The organism is Tannerella serpentiformis (genome assembly GCF_003033925.1).
Lineage (GTDB): Bacteria > Bacteroidota > Bacteroidia > Bacteroidales > Tannerellaceae > Tannerella > Tannerella serpentiformis.
Genome location: NZ_CP028365.1, coordinates 1,192,793 through 1,210,204, shown reverse-complemented (window position 1 = coordinate 1,210,204; position 17,412 = coordinate 1,192,793). Strand labels below are relative to the sequence as shown.

16 protein-coding genes and 1 pseudogene are annotated in these 17,412 nt (G+C 57.0%); 4 read left to right on the top strand and 13 right to left on the bottom strand.

Annotation, left to right across the window (positions count from 1 at the left end; translation table 11 throughout):
• Positions 1–179 precede the first annotated feature (179 nt).
• The 8 genes from C7123_RS04925 to C7123_RS04890 all read right to left on the bottom strand — a co-directional run bounded on the left by C7123_RS04925 (position 180) and on the right by C7123_RS04890 (position 7,986).
• Positions 180–1,484, bottom strand: coding sequence for a TolC family protein (locus C7123_RS04925; RefSeq protein ID WP_083206974.1), 1,305 nt, complete (start codon positions 1,482–1,484; stop codon positions 180–182).
• Positions 1,481–2,098, bottom strand: coding sequence for a TetR/AcrR family transcriptional regulator (locus tag C7123_RS04920; RefSeq protein WP_069175977.1), 618 nt, complete (start codon positions 2,096–2,098; stop codon positions 1,481–1,483). The genes C7123_RS04925 and C7123_RS04920 overlap by 4 nt, the downstream gene beginning before the upstream one ends.
• 261 nt (positions 2,099–2,359) lie before the next feature.
• Positions 2,360–3,529, bottom strand: a complete 1,170-nt coding sequence (locus C7123_RS04915; RefSeq protein ID WP_069175976.1) for a sensor histidine kinase — start codon at positions 3,527–3,529, stop codon at positions 2,360–2,362.
• Positions 3,530–4,007: 478 nt separating this feature from the next.
• Complete coding sequence (locus C7123_RS04910) at positions 4,008–4,799, bottom strand: S26 family signal peptidase (protein ID WP_069175975.1); 792 nt, start codon at positions 4,797–4,799, stop codon at positions 4,008–4,010.
• 22 nt (positions 4,800–4,821) lie between these two features.
• Positions 4,822–6,237, bottom strand: coding sequence for a S26 family signal peptidase (locus tag C7123_RS04905; protein WP_069175974.1), 1,416 nt, complete (start codon positions 6,235–6,237; stop codon positions 4,822–4,824).
• Between the two features lie 33 nt (positions 6,238–6,270).
• The gene (gene dapB / locus C7123_RS04900; protein WP_069175973.1) at positions 6,271–6,996 is read right to left on the bottom strand and encodes a 4-hydroxy-tetrahydrodipicolinate reductase; all 726 of its coding nucleotides are present in this window, start codon (positions 6,994–6,996) and stop codon (positions 6,271–6,273) included.
• An 84-nt stretch (positions 6,997–7,080) separates the two neighbouring features.
• A complete protein-coding gene (locus C7123_RS04895) occupies positions 7,081–7,428 on the bottom strand; it encodes an Asp23/Gls24 family envelope stress response protein (RefSeq protein ID WP_069175972.1) in 348 nt (115 codons plus the stop codon).
• 3 nt (positions 7,429–7,431) lie between these two features.
• Entirely contained in the window at positions 7,432–7,986 is a 555-nt protein-coding gene (locus C7123_RS04890; protein WP_069175971.1) for an RNA polymerase sigma factor, read from the bottom strand.
• A gap of 985 nt (positions 7,987–8,971) precedes the next feature.
• On the opposite strand from C7123_RS04890, the gene C7123_RS04880 reads away from it, so the two are divergent.
• Positions 8,972–9,382, top strand: a complete 411-nt coding sequence (locus C7123_RS04880; RefSeq protein WP_037981471.1) for a DUF6249 domain-containing protein — start codon at positions 8,972–8,974, stop codon at positions 9,380–9,382.
• Between the two features lie 137 nt (positions 9,383–9,519).
• Positions 9,520–9,636 (top strand): annotated as a pseudogene (locus tag C7123_RS04875) (recombinase family protein); the annotation flags it as partial.
• Positions 9,637–9,653: 17 nt separating this feature from the next.
• Here the strand turns inward: C7123_RS04875 and C7123_RS04870 are convergent.
• From C7123_RS04870 to C7123_RS04850, 5 genes are all read right to left on the bottom strand, one after another.
• Positions 9,654–10,562, bottom strand: a complete 909-nt coding sequence (locus C7123_RS04870; protein WP_317046606.1) for a DUF3108 domain-containing protein — start codon at positions 10,560–10,562, stop codon at positions 9,654–9,656.
• On the bottom strand, positions 10,483–12,357 hold the full coding sequence (locus C7123_RS04865; protein ID WP_244905564.1) for an Ig-like domain-containing domain: 1,875 nt from the start codon (positions 12,355–12,357) through the stop codon (positions 10,483–10,485). Before C7123_RS04865 ends, C7123_RS04870 begins: the two co-directional genes overlap by 80 nt.
• A 54-nt stretch (positions 12,358–12,411) precedes the next feature.
• Entirely contained in the window at positions 12,412–12,690 is a 279-nt protein-coding gene (locus C7123_RS04860; RefSeq protein WP_069175968.1) for a Txe/YoeB family addiction module toxin, read from the bottom strand.
• Positions 12,672–12,908, bottom strand: coding sequence for a prevent-host-death protein (locus tag C7123_RS04855; RefSeq protein WP_069175967.1), 237 nt, complete (start codon positions 12,906–12,908; stop codon positions 12,672–12,674). The genes C7123_RS04860 and C7123_RS04855 overlap by 19 nt, the downstream gene beginning before the upstream one ends.
• 120 nt (positions 12,909–13,028) lie before the next feature.
• Positions 13,029–14,303 carry a replication-associated recombination protein A gene (locus C7123_RS04850; RefSeq protein WP_069175966.1) on the bottom strand — a complete coding sequence of 425 codons (1,275 nt, stop codon included), beginning with the start codon at positions 14,301–14,303 and terminating at the stop codon, positions 13,029–13,031.
• Positions 14,304–15,188: 885 nt separating this feature from the next.
• On the opposite strand from C7123_RS04850, the gene serC reads away from it, so the two are divergent.
• Positions 15,189–16,256, top strand: a complete 1,068-nt coding sequence (serC, locus tag C7123_RS04845) for a 3-phosphoserine/phosphohydroxythreonine transaminase (protein ID WP_037996200.1) — start codon at positions 15,189–15,191, stop codon at positions 16,254–16,256.
• A 148-nt stretch (positions 16,257–16,404) separates the two neighbouring features.
• Positions 16,405–17,325, top strand: a complete 921-nt coding sequence (locus C7123_RS04840; RefSeq protein ID WP_037981487.1) for a 3-phosphoglycerate dehydrogenase — start codon at positions 16,405–16,407, stop codon at positions 17,323–17,325.
• The last annotated feature ends 87 nt before the right edge of the window (positions 17,326–17,412 follow it).

Here is a 17,412-nt window from a genome sequence, read left to right as displayed (position 1 = left end):
CGAAGTAGTTACGCGACTCTGTCGCGGTAGTAAGGGGTAGATGTAGGGCAGATGGCCCCTCTATGACGAAAAAATGCGTTGTACCCGGCCAGCTTCCCAGGCCTCGGCAGAGGCCTTGACCTTCTTTTGCTTCTTTTCTTGGGTCAAGCCAAGAAAAGAAGATATCGCCGCGGTAAGAACTACTCTCCTAACGTCATTTGATAGTTATACGCTTCCCAGAGCAGCTGCAATTCATGTTGTGCAAGGCCGAGCCGCGCCCGATTTTCCGCATTCACATGCAAGATATAGTCGTTCGCCGTCGCCGTTCCGAACTGCAACTGATTTCGAGTGCTCTCCTTCACCCGCTCTCGGAGCCGAATCACCTCCGCATCCGACGCCATCAGTCGGCGCAGCTTCTCCATCTCCGAGGCATGTTTATTCAGCGTCAATTTTGTCTCCAGTAAGAACGTTTCATGCTGCACATCCACCGCGCGAGCATTTAATTCCAGCTGACGTTTCTGTTTCCGCAGCGTGTATAGGCCTGCTATGTTCCAACTTAGTCGCAGCCCACCTACGGCATAGGGCTTAAAATTGTTGTCAAGCATGTTCAGCGCCGGCCTACCGTACCCTCCCTGCACAAAAAGGCTGATATGCGGCAAGTTGACGTCATGCAACAACCGCCGATTGACGTCGATCGACGCTTTTTGGGCTTCAAACAACCGCAGTTCCGGCCGACGGATCTCGCCCGACGGCTCCGTCGGCCATGCCGTCGGCCGACTGAGCGCCACGTCGCCCTCCAACTCCCTTCCAACCAGCAAACCGAGCGAGCTGACGTAGTTCTCGCGCGTAGCCCTCACCTCCGTGAGTCGTTGTTCGGCCACCATCAGCTCGGCTCTCAGCGCATCGGCCGCACTTCGGAGCATCACCCCATGTGCAGCAGCCGTATCCGCCCGGGCGATCCCTACCCGCAAGTCTTCAGTCATCAACTCGGCCATGCGCGCCTGCTCATCGAGCATGAGAATACCGAAAAAGAGCGCGTTTACACGCACCTTCAGCGCATGCATCTCCACATCGATCTGGCTGCGCTCTGTCGCCGCGTTAGCATGCGCCAAACGCACGTTGTCGCGCACTGTCAAGAGTCCGGTGAGCGGTTGCACCGCCTCGGCATAGACTCGATACTGATCTTTAGCCACCTCCGGCGGCTCGAATCCGGGCAGTGTGAACGGGACATGCGTCGTCGCCGACTGGATTGAGGCTTGTCCCGCCAGCGTAAGCTGCGGCAGCCGCCCTTTTGCGGCATTACTCGCCGAGGCATCCCCGTTCTCCGCCGCGATAGCGTATCGTTTCGCCGTAGGATGGTGCTCCGCTGCCCACGCTTGACAACTGTCGAGCGAAAGAGTTGGCCGGCTATCCTGGGCTGTGAGCTGCATCGCCGCGAGGAGTGCTCCCATCGCCACGGCACAGGCACGCCTCCTCGATACCGTGATATAAGCTGTCCGTGTCATGGCTTCAGTCGGCTGAGGATGGTCTCTTTAATCTCCGTCCGCCGACGGCAGATGAGTTCCGAGTACTCCGCGTCGCTCATTTCCCACACATTTCGGAAAACGGGTATGATCAAAAACGTACCGAGGCACAACGTCAGGACAGACATGAACAAATCGATGGTCTGAATGGGACGAATTTGTCCATTGGAGGCTGCCGCGCGCAATTCCGCATCGATCGGTGCAATAATGCTCCCCAAGGCCTCCCGCAGTCGGTTGGTAATATGCTCATTGACGGCCGGCGATTGCTGCGCCTCGTAGAGCATAAAGGCGGGTAGCCGCGGGTTTCGGCTGAGGAAGTCGAAATACACATCTATGATCTCCGCGACTCGCTCCTCCAGGGACTTCCCCGAACCACTGATGGCCGTAAGGCTCTCGATGACGAGCTTAATTTTCTCGCCATATATCCTTTCGAAGAGCTGTTCCTTAGTCCGATAATAATAGTGTACCATCGCCGAGTTACATCCCGCCTTCTTAGCGATTTGAACTGTCGTCGTCTTCACGAAACCCTGATCAATAAACAGTTCTTCTGCCGCTTTCAGGATGGTTTGCTCCATGTTTTGCTTCTCTATCTTCATAATCAATCGAGTTGTTTAACTGCAAAGTTAAACAGGTCAATGAAAACGGAAAGAAACGGGACTATTTTTCGGAGGGAAAAGCTAAACGAGCCGCGTTTTGATACTGCGATGAAGTAAGGAGAGATGGAGCGAGGCGAAATTTGAGGTCTCTTGGGGATTTGAGAGGCAGGAAAGGCGTGGGACAAAAACAATCAGGCCCAAGGAGTCTCATATTCGAGAAGTCCTTGGGCCTGATCGTCGAGGGAACCGTCCGCGCAACGGTCAGCCGTTGCTTGGTTGCGATGCGGGGTCTAATTCTATGCGGAAGGTGGTGCCTTTACCGGGTTCGGAGGAGCGAACGTAGATGCGGCCGCCGGGAGATGTCTCTACGATGCGTCGCACGAGGGAGAGTCCGAGGCCCCAACCACGTTTTTTGGTGGTGTATCCGGGGCTGAAGACGGTCTTAAAGCGTGACTTGGGGATGCCTTTGCCCGTGTCGGTCACGTCAATCCAAATGTGTCGCTTACGGCGACCGGTGGTGATGGTGATCATGCCACGACCTTCCATGGCATCGACGGCGTTTTTGGTCAGATTCTCTATGACCCACGAGAATAGGGATTCGTTCATCTGCACATAGAGTGGTTCTGGGGCGGGTTGATAGACAATCCGAACCTTGGCCGATACGCGTGTGCTCATGTAATTGCACGACGAACGTACCGCCTCGTTGATATCGAGAAGTTTGAGCGTAGGGACAGAGCCCACCTTAGAGAACCGGTCGGCTATGACTTCGAGCCGCTTTACGTCCTTCTCCATCTCGTTGAGGTAGGTGGCCTCGACATCTTTGGTCTTGAGGTATTCCACCCAGGCGATGAGCGACGAGATAGGTGTGCCGAGTTGGTGTGCGGTTTCTTTGGTTAGTCCCACCCAAACCTTGTTTTGCTCGGCGCGCTTGGTGCTGGCCAGGGCTAAGAAGGCAATGAGGATGAAGACGAAAACGACGGAGAGCTGTACGTAGGGGTAGATGAGTAGCCGCTTGAGGAGAATGGAGTCGTCGTAGAAGAGATACTGGTAGGAGTTGTTGCCGATGTCGACAACGATAGGCGTGTGTTTGGCTTGAAACTCGCGCACTTTCCTCTTGAGAAAGACGCTGTCTCCCTCGGTGGGGACGGGGATGTTGCGGTGGCTAAGGATATTCCCATGATCATCGCAGAGGATGACAGGGATGGAGGTGTTTCCCTCAATGATGCGAAGGATGACCATGAGGTTCTGGTCGGTGTCTTCTGTGGTTAGGACGCGGTAGGCCTCGGTCCATATCTCCATGCGCGAGCGTTCTTCCTGCGCGAGCTTCTTGATGAGGGAGTCCGATACGGCCACTGAGGCCAGCGCAATGAGGATCGCTACGATGATGAAGACGTATTTCAGTTGCTGTCGCGATTCATAGAGGATGTTCATGACTTGGTCGTTCTAAAAACACCTCAATCCAACGGAGGAAGGGGGTGAATATTGCTGCGACAGGGAGGGATGCAACGGCCAAAGTGCTTTTGGAAATGCTTGCGGGAGTCCCGCAAGTCTCTCGAGAAACTTTTTGGCGTTTGCGGGAGTCCCGCAAGTGCCTCGGAAAACTTTTCGGCGTTTGCGGGAGTCCCGCAAGTCTCTCGAGAAACTTTTTGGTGTTTGCGGGAGTCCCGCAAGTGCCTCGGAAAACTTTTTGGCGTTTGCGGGAGTCCCGCAAGTCTCTCGAGAAACTTTTTGGTGCTTGCGGGAGTCCCGCAAGTGCCTCGGAGTACTTTTTGGCGTTTGCGGAAGTTCCGCAAGTCTCTCGGAAAACCTTTTGGCGTTTGCGGGAGTCCCGCAAGCATTTCCAAAAGCACTATGACCGTTGCAGCGCGCTATTGAGATGATCCTGAAACGCGTGTTTTTTCCGGATCAATCACCGTCCGACTACGGTGCCGATGATGGCCGTTCGAGGGATGGGGCCGAGGTGGCGGGAGTCGATGGCGGCGTCGGGATTGTCGGCCAGGATCCAGTAGTGGTCGTGGCGGAAGCGGTAGCTGTCGGTGGGGTGACCGTCGAGATAGAGACGACCGGCACGGAGAGTGGCCCGACCCTGTGCTTCGCGGAGCAAGGCCTCGCCACAGAGGCGGAGGGTGTAGGTATCGATGGCGTAGTTCTGTCGGGCTGCGGGGAGGATGAACCGGAGGCGAGGTATCTCATGGGGGGGCGGTGTGGGGAGGAGCATGCGGGGGAGAAGCTCGCGGACACGATGGGCCTCCGTAGGGGTGAGGCAGAGGCAGAAGTGAGCCGTGTCGTCGGATAGGTGACGGATAGGGATGTCGAGCGAGAAGAGGAGGCTGAGGAGGGAGAGTCGGAGGTCGCGTGGGACGCGGTAGGTGTCGAGGATGTCTGCGGGTGCGGGGTAGAGGCGGCCGTGGATGAGGTAGCCGTCGGGGGTGACGGTGACGGTGTCGCCGGGCAGGCCCACACAGCGGCCGAAATGCAGGGCGTCGCCATCCTGTGGTCGGGGACTGCGATAGAGGACAATGGTCCCGCGACGAATCGGTGTGCCGCGTTTATCCACCGCCACACGGTCGCCCGGACGGAGCGCAGGCTGCATGGCGCGTGTGGCTACGGCGTAACGCCCAACCCAGAAACGCCCCACGGTGAGGGCTATCAGCAGGGCAGCTAATAGCACGACGACGCAGCGGATGAGGGGGCGTTTCATGGGGAGGCGTAGACGAGGCGAATCAATCCGAGCGGACGCGTCGGAACATGCGGTTCCATCGGATGCCGCCGTTGAAGAGGCTGCGATCCTTGTCGATGGAGAGCCAGATGAGGATGGGTTTGCCGATGATGTGATCCTCCGGCACAAAGCCCCACGAGCGACTGTCGGCGCTGTTGTGGCGGTTGTCGCCCATCATCCAGTAGTAGTCGTACTTAAAGGTGTAGGTCGTGGCTGGCTGTCCGTTGATGAGGAGGGTGCCGTCCGGGCGACGCTCCATGCGGTTGCCTTCGTAGTTGACGATGCAGCGGCGGTAGAGGGCCAGATTGCGCTCGTTGAGATCGATGGTGGCGCCTTTGCGTGGGATCCAGATGGGGCCGAAGTCGTCGCGTGTCCAACCGGTGACGTACCCCGGGGGATAGGTCGCTCCGCCGAGCTCAGCGGGCTCCACCTTAATGGTACGCACGAAGGGGAGCTTACGCAGATAGGCCAACGCTTCGGCGGTCAATGGGAGGCGATAGACGGGGTTGTAGCGTCCGTCCGCATTGGTGGTGAAGCCGAGGTAAGCCAGGGCTTCGTAGTAGTATAGGTCTTCGTTATGCTGCCCGGCGGAGACCAGTCGGCGGTCTTCGCGGCTGATGTTCATCTTGCGGAACTGCTCCTCGGTGAGGAGTGTGCCGTTGGTCTCGACGAAGTAGCAGAGCTGCATGCAGACGGGGTCTTTCTGGAGGCGACCGTTGATGTAGAGCTTGTTGTTGCGCAGCATCAGGGTGTCACCGGGCAGTCCGACGCAACGCTTGACGTAGTTCTCACGCTTATCGACAGGCCGGTAGACGATCTTGCCGAAGATGTCGCGGCGGGTGTTGACGACGTCGTACCCGTTCTCTTGCGTGAGCCAGTAGTAGTCCGGGTTCTGCTGGAGCAGGGCCACGGTGTCGCCCGTGGGGAGGTTGAAGACCACGATGTCGTTGCGCTGCACATGTCCCAGGCCTTTGACCCGCTTGTAGCCCCAATGCGGCCAGTCGAGGTAGGACTTGCAGTTGAAGAATGGCATCGTGTTTTGCACCAGCGGGAAGGAGAGGGGCGTGTTGGGTACACGCGGCCCATAGCTCAGTTTGCTGACGAAAAGGTAGTCGCCCACGAGGAGCGTTTTCTCGAGCGAGGCCGTGGGGATTTGGTAGTTCTGAAACACGAACAGGTTGATGAAATACACGGCGATGAGCGCAAAGAGGATGTCGTCCACCCATTCCAGCGCCTCGCGTACGTGCTTGTTTTTCGAGCGTTTCCATGCGCCCCAGGGGACAAACCGGGTGAGGAATATGTCCGCCAAAACGAACAGCCCGAGCAGCAGCCAGAGGTTTTCCATCCAAATGCAAAACAGGACGTACAGCGTGGCCCAGATGCCGAAGCCGATCCATTGTCTTCTTGAAATCTTCTTCATTGTGCTATTGTGTGTGTAGGGTGGGTGGCCGCCTTAGGCGTTCACCCGGAGTAAATCATTCATACCAAAGACGCCCCTTCGCCCGACGATGAACTCGGCCGCCAGAAGGGCTCCGAGCGCGAAGCCATCGCGGCTCTTGGCCTCGTGGATGAGGCAGATGGTGTCGACAGGGGAGTCGTACGTGACCTCGTGAGTGCCCGGCACTTCGCCCTCACGGACGGACTCGATGCCGATCTCGTCGGCCTGCTGCGCCTGGCCGCGCACCCACCGCGTCTTGCGGTCTATCCGGCGGACGATGGCCTCGGCCAGGGTCACGGCCGTGCCGCTCGGGGCGTCGAGCTTGTGTATGTGGTGCGTCTCTGAGAGGCGGACGTCGTAGTCTGGGTAGGCGTTCATCAGCTTGGCCAGATGGTCGCTCAGGGCAAAGAAGAGGTTCACACCGAGGCTGAAGTTGGAGGCATAAAAAAAGGCGCCCCCCGCCGCGAGGCAGTGCTCCTTCAGTTCGTCCATGCGGGCGGTCCATCCGGTGGATCCGCTCACTACGGGTAGGCCCGCGTCGATGCAGCGGGTGATGTTGTCATAGGCCGTCTGGGGGCCGGTGAACTCGATGGCCACGTCGGCCCGACGGAAGGCGTCGGAGTCGAAAGCGGTGCGGTAATTATCGATGTCGATGAGGGAGACGATGCGGTGTCCCCGGGTGGGTGCGAGGCGTTCGATGGTGTGGCCCATCTTGCCGTGGCCTATCAATGCTATGTTCATCGGGCGTGAAATCTGTGTAAATGAATGGCGCAAAGATAGGACGCGGGCGCTCGAATGCACGTACCGGGGGCCATCTTCCGGCACTCAACGTCGTATGCGGCGGAAGAGGGCGTCGACCGTCCAGAGCAGGAAGACGAGTGCGCCGATCTGGAAATAGAATCGGCAGGCTGCCAGGTCGGGCCACGTGATGTGCAGATCGGGCCACGGCAGGGCGACCTTCAGCACTTGGGTGACGACGATGAGCGTCACGATCGGCAGGGCGAACAGGAGGGCCATACCGATGCGTTCCCAGCGGCGCCACCGCGCCTCCGCCAGTTGGGCCTCTCGGTAGATGTGCTCCATCGTGCGGGCGGCGAATCCGTCGGGCAGATCGGCCTCAGGCCGCTGGGCGAACAGCTCGCGCAAGGGGTCTTTTTCCTTCTCTTCTATCATGGGTCAATCCTCCATAGCTTGCATTAAACTCATCAATTTCTTACGGGTGCGGTGGAGCCTGACCTTCACGTTGGAGAGGCTCAGCCCCGTGATGGCAGCCAGCTCGTCGACCGTCTTTTCTTGCTTATAGAACATATGTACGAGGGCACGATCGTCGGCTCGGAGCTGCGCCAAGGCACGGTCGAGGCGGCGGAAACGCTCCTCGTTGGCCTCCGCCTCGTCGGCCTCGTCGTCGATGGGGTCGGGCAGGCGCTCGATGGCCGTGTCGTCGTCCATCGAGGCCGGCCGGTCGGGGCGCTTTTTGCGCAGGGCGGAGAGGGCCGTGTTGTAGGCGATGCGGTAGATCCAGGTGGCGAAGCTGCAATCGCGTCGGAAGGAGCGGAGCGAACGGAAGGCCTTCAGGAAGGCGTCCTGAGCCAGCTCTTCGGCGTCGGCGCGGTTGCCCGTCATGCCCACCAAGAGGGCAAAGACGGGTCGGCTGTAACGCTCCATGAGTGGGGCGAAGCCGGCCGTATCGCCGTCCAGAACGCGGTTGATGTATGCTTCATCGTCGATCATCCCTAAGTCTCGTTTTTGTCGTGCAAGGATATGACGCAAAGGCGTGCCGCAGGTTACAATCGGCGCACTCCCACGCCTGCGACGGGCCAAACCGCACCAGCCTCCGCAGCCACCCCGACCAGTGCGACGCCTATCAGGCCCCGTTTACCTATCCGACGCCGGTGTCAGCCCCGAAAAGTGCCTCGTTTCCCTACCCGACACCGATGTCAGCTCCAAAAAGTGCCTCGTTTACCTATCCGACACCGCTGTTAGTTCCGAAAAGTGCCCCGTTTACCCAGCCAACACGCCTGCACGCCCCAAAAAGAGGCGTTTTTGGAAAAGCCATCTATCAGTTCGTGCTTATATACGTAGTATATCGGATCCGCACCATCAAATCGGACCAAATATACGTCGTATAGATTCATCCACTGTATAAATCGGATCTCATATTCATCGTATATCAGAATCAAGTGAACAAATCGGTTCAGATATACGCCGTATAGACCTGTCGCTTATATAAAGCGGCTTATATTCACAGTGTATATTTAACCCGATTCTAAGAGCTGAGTTAAATACACTGTGTTTATTCGATTCGCTTGAATAGTGCGACAGAAATACAGGCGGTTTATTTGATGCGATTCTATGGAGTGATTTACATGTACGATGTATAAATGATCCGTTTCTATAAAGCGATTCACACAAACGGCTCTTTTTAGGGCTTGCAAGCGTGTCGGCCGGGGAAACGAGGCACTTTTTGGAGCTGACATCGGTGTCGGATCGATAAACGAGGCACTTTTCGGAGCTTGCAGGCGTGTCGGATAGGCAAACGAGGTCTGATTGGCATCGCACTGGTCGGGGTGGCTGCGGAGGGCGGCGAGGTTTGGCCCGGCGCAGGCATGGAGGCGCCGATTGTAACCTGCGTCCATCCCTTGCGTCCATAGGGCAAACAGAAACGAGAGAGATTTCAAACCGTATTTAATCAGCGTTTAATTGAAAGGATAGCGTTATGCATGAATTAGTGCCTATAGGTGTTGTAGGGATCGTGTTTTACTTCACGTATAAGATGATCGAATTGCCTTCGCGGCGTAGAGAGCGAGAGATGATGATCGAGCGGATGGGCCGTACGAACGGCACGGTGCCGAATCTGTTGAGTACAGACCTACCCAAGCGGTCGTTCAGTGGGCTCCGGTTGGGCTGCCTGTTGATTGGCGTCGGACTGGGTCTGCTGGTCGGGCTGATCATCAACACGGCCCTGGCGCACGGTGGATACAGCATGAACAAATGGTCCGAGGAGCAACTCTTCGAGGTGGCTTACGGAGCGCCGGTGCTCATCTTCGGAGGCCTTGGCCTGCTGTGTTCCTACCTGTTGGAGCGTCGGCTATCGACCGACGACAAGCAACGGAGCGAGCGACCGTAAGCCCTTCCGTCCCCGCCCTGCTACGTATGTGAAACAGCCCCCATCCGAATCTTATCGGGTGGGGGCTGTTGGGCGTTATAGATAGGTATGATAGGGTTTACCTATCTATCATCCCATTTTTTTCAATTGTACGACTTATGATATACGGATACATCAGGGTGAGCAGCGACCGACAGACGGTGGAAAATCAGCGGTTTGAGATCAATAACTTTTGCCAGCGACAGGCGTTGCCGGTAGACGACTGGATCGAGGAAGTTTGACCGGCCCTCCCCTACTTGATCTCCGTCCGACAGCTCAGGGGCGCCTTGAGGCGGGCGGCGCTGCGGAAGTAGACCTCAGCGTAACCGATCTTCAGCTTCGCGCGGATCTTGATCGGCAGGAAGTTCTCGTCGTCGCCCACCCACAGCTCCGCAGCCGAACGCGTCTGTGTGAAGGCGTCGTCATGAATGTCGATCGAGAAGTGGTGCGTGCGATAGCGCGCTTTGTCGCGCTCCACAACGGCGGGGCCGTGATAGCGCAAGTTCACCTTCACCAGATCGTGCCCCACGGCAATGACGGCCGGAAAGACGTCGCCCGCCCGAAGGCTTGTCCGGTTGATCGTACGCAGGAAGTAGGTGGCCCCGAGCATGTCGAAAGCGCAGCCGGAGCGGACGTAGAGCGTGGTGTCGATCTTCATCTCCGTGGGTGTGTAGCGGCGCGAGCGGATGGTGGTTCGGCTCTTGGCGGGATAATAAAAGGTGAGCTCGTCCGTCAGGCGGTAGTCGTTTTCGTTCGATCGCTTGACGCTGTAGAGCAAGGCGCCTTCGGGCGTGTAGTAACAGTCGAGGGTGTCGCGCATACGGTAGACCGACTCAAAGATTTTGATCGTGCGGAAGAGCATGCGATAGCGACGGGCCGTGGCACCGCGAAACTTCGTCGTGTTGTATGAGATTGTGGCCTCACCAGCGCGCGACATGATCACGCCCCACTTGAAGTAGAGGTCGTAATTGACCGACTCGCCCACGTTCAGCGGGATGTTGGCCGGGGGGCACTGTGCACGGGCCGCGGCGAACACCAACAGCAGTGCGCACATCATGGCGGCGGCGCGGCGTAGGCCTCGGTCAGAACGGGAAGCCGCCGCTTCGGTTGCGATCACCGGAGCGACCTTCGTCTTTGTAGTTACGTTTCTTCGGAGTCTCATCTTTGGGTTTATTTTTTGTGATTGCGATAGGCTTCTGTCGGTCGAGGGGCAACGCTCTGGGCGCCCACGTTTCCTCGATCTCCCAATTGGCACGGATGACATATTCCTTTGGGGAATAGTAGACCATCTCGGGCTGCCGATGGGTGGCGTAATCGCCCGTATCCCAGCGGTCGTTGGCGTTGGTGTCGACCGTGAGGCGGGCGTAGTAGGTGGCGGGTTGCAGGTTGGCAAAGAGCACACCGCCATCCTTCACTCGGACGCGTCGCAGAGGCTCGTCGGAGGTGTTGAGTAGCTCCACGAAGGCCGTCGTGTCGATACCGTCGATGTTGATGTACAGGTGGCCGTAGTCCTCACGCTTGCGGATACTGAAGGCCGACTCGTAGGCGTCATTCGTATGTCCGTAAATGCTGCGGAGGCGTGCAGAATCGACGGCCAAGCGATAGTTGGCACCGTAGGCCCAAGCGTGGCGCAGGTTGTACTTCAGCAGATCCAAACTGTCTTGCTCCAAGACAAACTCAACGGGTGTCCAGACCGTGTCCACCTGTTGCTCCAGGCGGAAATCTTCACGGCGGAGGTCGGTCATGGGCTCCTCGAAAAGGAAGGACACCGTATCCGTCACCTCCACCATGCCCGAGGCGTTCGACTGGAAGACGAGGGGACGGCGCTCTGGTTTGTTTTCGCTGTCTTTCGGTTTACGCCGTGTGCGTGGCTTTCGCCAGACTAAATGGAGCGTGTCTGTCTGCGGGCGGAGTGTGTTCGTAGAGTCGCTTTTGAGGTAATCCACGCGCAGATGCACCGTGTCGCGCGCCCAAACGGCCGAGTCGGTGATCCAGTAACGGACAGCCGTGCGACCCGCCATCGTTTGGGTGAGGAACCACGGAGCGTTGCGTCGCGCACCATCGAGCAACGAGACGACGGGCAGCGAGTCCAGCGGCGCGTTGAAGTGCAACGTGAAGAGGTCGGCGCGGTCGCGACCGGGGCGGAGCATGTATTGGCGCTGGGTGACCTCTTTGAAGAGCCGCAGGGTGACGTCGTCAGGCAGGAAGTGCGTGTAGTGGACGGTGCGGATCGTATCGACGGTGACGGAATCTTTCCACGTCGTGTCCTGTCGGGTGGCGAAGCGGAAGGTGGGCGTCACGGTGGAGTCGAGGAAGGCGATGGCCTCGCCGGGCTGATCGAAGCGATAATCCCGATTGGCGTCGGCCAGGGCGTAGAGGCGATACGTACCGGTGGCGATGTTGCGGATCGTGAATCGTCCGCGGTCGTCCGTCTTTGAGGTTCGATCGAAGGACAGACGGGTAAAAGCCGTGTCGGCCGGATTAGTGTGCAGCCCGACGACGACGTCAGGCATCGGCTCCAAGTTTTCGGCGTTGAGTAGCACGCCGCCCACCTCGAGCGAGTCGATTACATCGCCCGTGGAGAAGGCAAAGCTGAAATGGCCGATGGGGTTCTTCTCGTTATTGTCGGAGATGGCGTGACCAAAGTCGATGGTGTACGTCGTGTTGGGCTTCAGCGTGTCTTTAAGCTCGACGCGGATCTTCCGCCCGACGATTTGAATGCTCGGCAGCTCCTTCTGTGGCGGGGCGATGACCACGTTTTGCGACGGCTTCTCGACCTGAATCAGTTCATCGAAAACGATCTCCACGCGTCGCCCCTTGTAGTTCGTTTGCTGCGGTGGCGGTGTACTGCTGACAAACCTGGGCGGCTTCTCGTCATACGGCCCACCGTTCGGTCCCGCCATATTGGCGCACGCCACAGCGCCCCCGATCAGCAATCCCAACCCCAGTCTTTTCATCACGTATGGCACGCACGCCTTCATTCGTTCATTCATCCGCAAATCGATCTTATGCTATTTGTCATCATAATGCCCCAACAGGGAAATCACATACACGGAAACAATGTCGTTATCCACTGTATAAAGCATCCTGTTCTTTCCATCAATTCGTCTTGACCATGTCTTGGCGCGATGTTTCAAGAGTTTGGGCTTCCCTGTTCCGGTGTAAGGGTGTTCCGATAATTCCACGAACAGCTTTTCGATCTTCTTTATGATCGTCTTATCCCCCAAACGGTAGAGTCTCCGTAGGTCATCTTTGGAATCACCTACGAGTTCTACAGTATACTTTCCCATATGTTATGAATGTCTTTGATCCGCGTTGTCCGCCCTGCTTGGATGTCCTCGTAGCCTTTCTGTATAGCACGTATTTCCTTTTCCGTAAGATCATCATCGGCAATGTCTATGACTATCGGGCGCGCGTTTTCACGTGTGACAAACACCGGCTCTTGCTCTGCCATATCAAAATATTTCTGCTGGTTATCGCTGAACTCCTTTGCTGTAATCACTTGCATGGCTTTTCCCTTTCTATCCGTGTCTTGTTCTTATTTATTATGATCGGGGGCAAAGATAGACGCGCTTCGAGAAAGGCTCCGAGGCGTGGGGAGGGCTTCAAAGACCGTAAGAGTTCCCCGCTAATACCGCTCCCCCCACAGCCGTCGCATGCGTTCGACCAGCTTATCCTCAGCGGCGTTCGGTTGCCCCTCCCAGATGCGCGTTTGGAGCAGCTCCTCGGGCAGGAAGTCTTGCTTCACGAAATGCCCCTCGTAGTCGTGCGCATACTTGTAATTCTTGCCGTAGTCCAGCTCCTTCATCAGCTTCGTGGGGGCGTTACGGAGGTGAAGCGGCACGGGCAGGTTGCCCGTCTCACGCACCAACGCCAGCGCACGGTCGATGGACAGATAAGCCGAGTTGCTCTTCGGGCTGCACGCCAAATAGACCGTCGCCTCGGCCAGGATGATGCGCCCCTCCGGCCACCCGATCTTCTTCAGCGCATCGAAGCAGGCGTTGGCCAGCAGCAGCGCGTTGGGGTTGGCCAGCCCGATGTCCTCCGCCGCAGAGATGACCAGCCGACGGGCGATGAACTCCGGATCCTCGCCCCCCTCGACCATCCTCGCCAGCCAGTAGACGGCCGCGTCCGGGTCGCTGCCGCGGATCGACTTGATGAAGGCCGAGATGATGTCGTAATGCATCTCGCCCCCCTTATCGTAGGCTACGGGGTTCTCCTGCAAACGCTCCACGACCTTTTGATCCGTGATCTCGATCGGCCCCTCAGGCTCGGCCGCGATGACCAAGTCGAGGATGTTGAGCAGCTTCCGCGCGTCCCCACCGGAGTAGCGCACCAGCGCGTCGGTCTCCCGGACCTCGATCGTTCGCTCGCGCAGCACCACGTCCTCGCTGACCGCCCGACGGATGAGCGTCAACAGGTCTTCCTCTTCCAACGGCTTCAAGACATAGACCTGACAGCGCGAAAGCAGCGGACGGATCACCTCGAACGAGGGGTTCTCCGTCGTGGCCCCGATGAGCGTCACCACGCCCGTCTCGACGGCGTTCAGCAGCGAATCCTGCTGCGATTTGCTGAAGCGGTGTATCTCGTCGATGAAGAGGATGGGCGCGACCGTGCCCGTGCGAAACAGCGGCTGGTTACGCGCCCGGTCGATCACCTCGCGCACCTCCTTCACCCCCGAGCTGACGGCGCTCAGGGTATAAAACGGCGCCTCCAGCCGCGACGCCACGATGCGCGCAAGCGTCGTTTTGCCCACCCCGGGCGGCCCCCAAAGGATGAATGACGGCACACGTCCGGCCTCGATCATGCGGCGTAGCGCCGCTGTGGGCCCCGTCAGGTGGCGTTGCCCGATGTACTCATCGAGCGTCTTCGGTCTCAATCGTTCTGCAAGTGGCTGACTCATGCCGCAAAGATAGCCGCGCCTGCTGGCCCTCGCCGCCGTCCCGCGCTATACGTATATGATATGGCCTCAGACGATCAGCCCTCGGCGGACATCCCCCGACCTTCTTCCGAGGCTTTTCTTCCGAGGTGTTTAGCCTCAAATCAAGTGCATAGAGAAAAAGTACTGCGGTAATTTATCGGAAATCAACTGCTTTAAGACTACTTACTGCGGTCATTCATTGCAATGCAATTGCTTTTCGACTACTTACCCGAGTAATTTATTACAATGCGATTGCTTTTCGACTACTTACTTGAGTAATTTATTGCAATGCAACTGCTTTGCGATTATTTACCGCGGTAATTTGTCATAATGCAAGTGATTTGTAATTATCGAACTCGTTACTTGATTACAATGCAAATGATTTGCGATTATTTACCGCGGTAATTTATCACAATGCGAGTGATTTGTAATCATCGAACTCGTTACTTGATTACAGTGCAACTGCTTTGCGATTATTTACTGCGGTAATTTGTCGCCATGCAACTGCACTGCGATAAAGTAACGCGGAGTTTGATCGGAAACCGGTTGCATGGCGATCAACCCGGGTGGGAGATGTTTCTCGGCAATAGATGGAGGATCGTCAGTCGAAGCCTTTCATCGTACGTCACACCGGTAGCGATGGATAGACTGCGACGGAGTTTCCCGCACGGTAGCCTCGGCCCGTCCCCCACGGGTTGGAGGTGTCCCGCAGAGGGGCTTTTGATGGCCCAACTTTGCCGTTTTGAAGCCACATCTGGTTATTCCTTCACAATCCTTGCACTTTTCTTTTGGCACATGGTTTTTGCGCCTACATTTGCCCGCGGTTTTAACACGCAACACATTTGATAGTATTATTTTTTCGATCTTATGAAGAAGCACAATTTTTATGCAGGACCCTCTATTTTGAGTGAGTACACGATCAAGAACACGGCCGACGCCGTACTGAATTTCGCAGGCACAGGCCTGTCGCTGCTGGAAGTCTCCCACCGCGGAAAAGAGTTCGTTGCCGTAAACGACGAGGCTCGCGCGCTGGTGAAGGAGCTGCTGGATGTGCCCGAAACGCACGAGGTGATCTTCCTCGGCGGTGGCGCCAGCCTCCAGTTCTACATGATCCCCTTCAACCTGATGAAGAAAAAGGCCTCGTATCTCGATACAGGTACGTGGGCATCCAACGCCATCAAGGAAGCCAAGTTCGTTGGTGAGGTGGACGTTGTGGCTTCGTCAGCGGACAAGAACTACACATACATCCCGAAGAACTACACCATCGCACCGGATTCGGAGTACTTCCACATCACGACCAACAACACGATCTACGGCACGGAGTTGCACAAGATCCCGGAAGTGAACATCCCGCTGGTGGCTGATATGTCGTCAGACATCTTCTCCTTCCCGGTTGACTTCTCGAAGTACAACGCCGTTTATGCCGGTGCACAGAAGAACCTGGCTCCGGCCGGCGTGACGATCATCATCGTTCGCAAAGACGCGCTGGGCCACGTAGACCGTCCGCTCCCCACGATGCTGGACTATCGCACACACATCAAGAAGGATTCGATGTTCAACACGCCTCCCGTACTGCCTATCTTCTCTGCGCTGCAGACCCTGAAGTGGTATAAGGAGCAGGGCGGCATCAAGGTGCTTCAGAAGAAGAACCAGGAGAAGGCTGCCGTGCTGTATGACGAGATCGACCGCAACAAGCTGTTCCGCGGAACGGTGGCTGTCGAAGACCGCTCGCTGATGAACGTTTGCTTCGTGATGAACGACGAGTACAAGGAGCTGGAGAAAGAGTTCGCAGACTTTGCCGCTGCTGCTGGCATGGTCGGCATCAAGGGCCACCGTTCGGTGGGCGGTTTCCGCGCTTCGCTCTACAACGCTATGCCGATCGAAAGCGTGAAGGCACTGGTTCAAACGATGCAGGAATTCGAAAAGAAGCACTGATGTTGAGTTGTTTGGTTGTTGAATCGTTGAGTTGTTTGTTTGACTGATGCACTTGTATGATCGAATAAGCTGAATGCGCTAAAGCAGAGTCAGATCAGGCGAAGCGAGATTCAACAACAAACGAATAAACAGATAAACAATTAGAGACATGAAGGTACTCGTTGCAACAGAGAAGCCCTTTGCAGCCGTTGCTGTGAATGGCATTCGTGAAGCTGTCGAGAAGGGCGGCTTGGAATTGGCATTGTTGGAAAAATACACCGAGAAGGCACAGTTGCTGGACGCCGTGAAGGATGCTGACGCGATCATCATCCGTAGCGATAAAGTAGACGCCGAAGTGCTCGACGCAGCCAAACAGCTGAAGATCGTAGTTCGCGCAGGCGCTGGCTACGACAACGTAGACCTGGAAGCTGCTACGGCACACAACGTGTGCGTGATGAACACGCCGGGTCAGAACTCGAACGCCGTGGCCGAGCTTGCGCTGGGTCTGATGGTTTACGGTGCACGTAACCTCTATAACGGCACGTCAGGCACGGAGCTGAAGGGCAAGAAGCTGGGTATCCACGCCTATGGCAACGTAGGTCGCAACGTGGCCCGCATCGCCAAAGGCTTCGGTATGGAGATCTATGCCTACGACGCATTCTGCCCCTCCGAAGTGATCGAGGCAGACGGTGTGAAGCCCGTCGCATCAGCTGAGGAGCTGTACAAGACCTGCCAGTACATCTCGCTGCACATCCCGGCCACGAAGGAGACAAAGAACTCCATCGGTCACGCCCTGCTGTCGAGCATGCCAAAGGGAGCCGTGCTGATCAACACCGCCCGCAAGGAGGTGATCAATGAGCCGGAACTGGTGAAGGTGCTGGAGGAACGTCCGGACTTCAAGTACCTGACGGACATCATGCCCGGTAACCACGCCGAGCTGGCTGAGAAGTTTGCTGCCCGCTACTTCAGCACACCCAAGAAGATGGGTGCGCAGACGGCTGAGGCTAACATCAACGCCGGTATCGCTGCTGCCAATCAGATTGTAGACTTCCTGAAGAACGGCAACCGCAAGTTCCAAGTGAATAAGTAATGAATCGAAAGGATCTCCCGTTTGTGCTCATATCCCTTTCATCCATTTTGTCGGGTGTGGGTGTGGCACGATCGGGAGTTCCTTCGT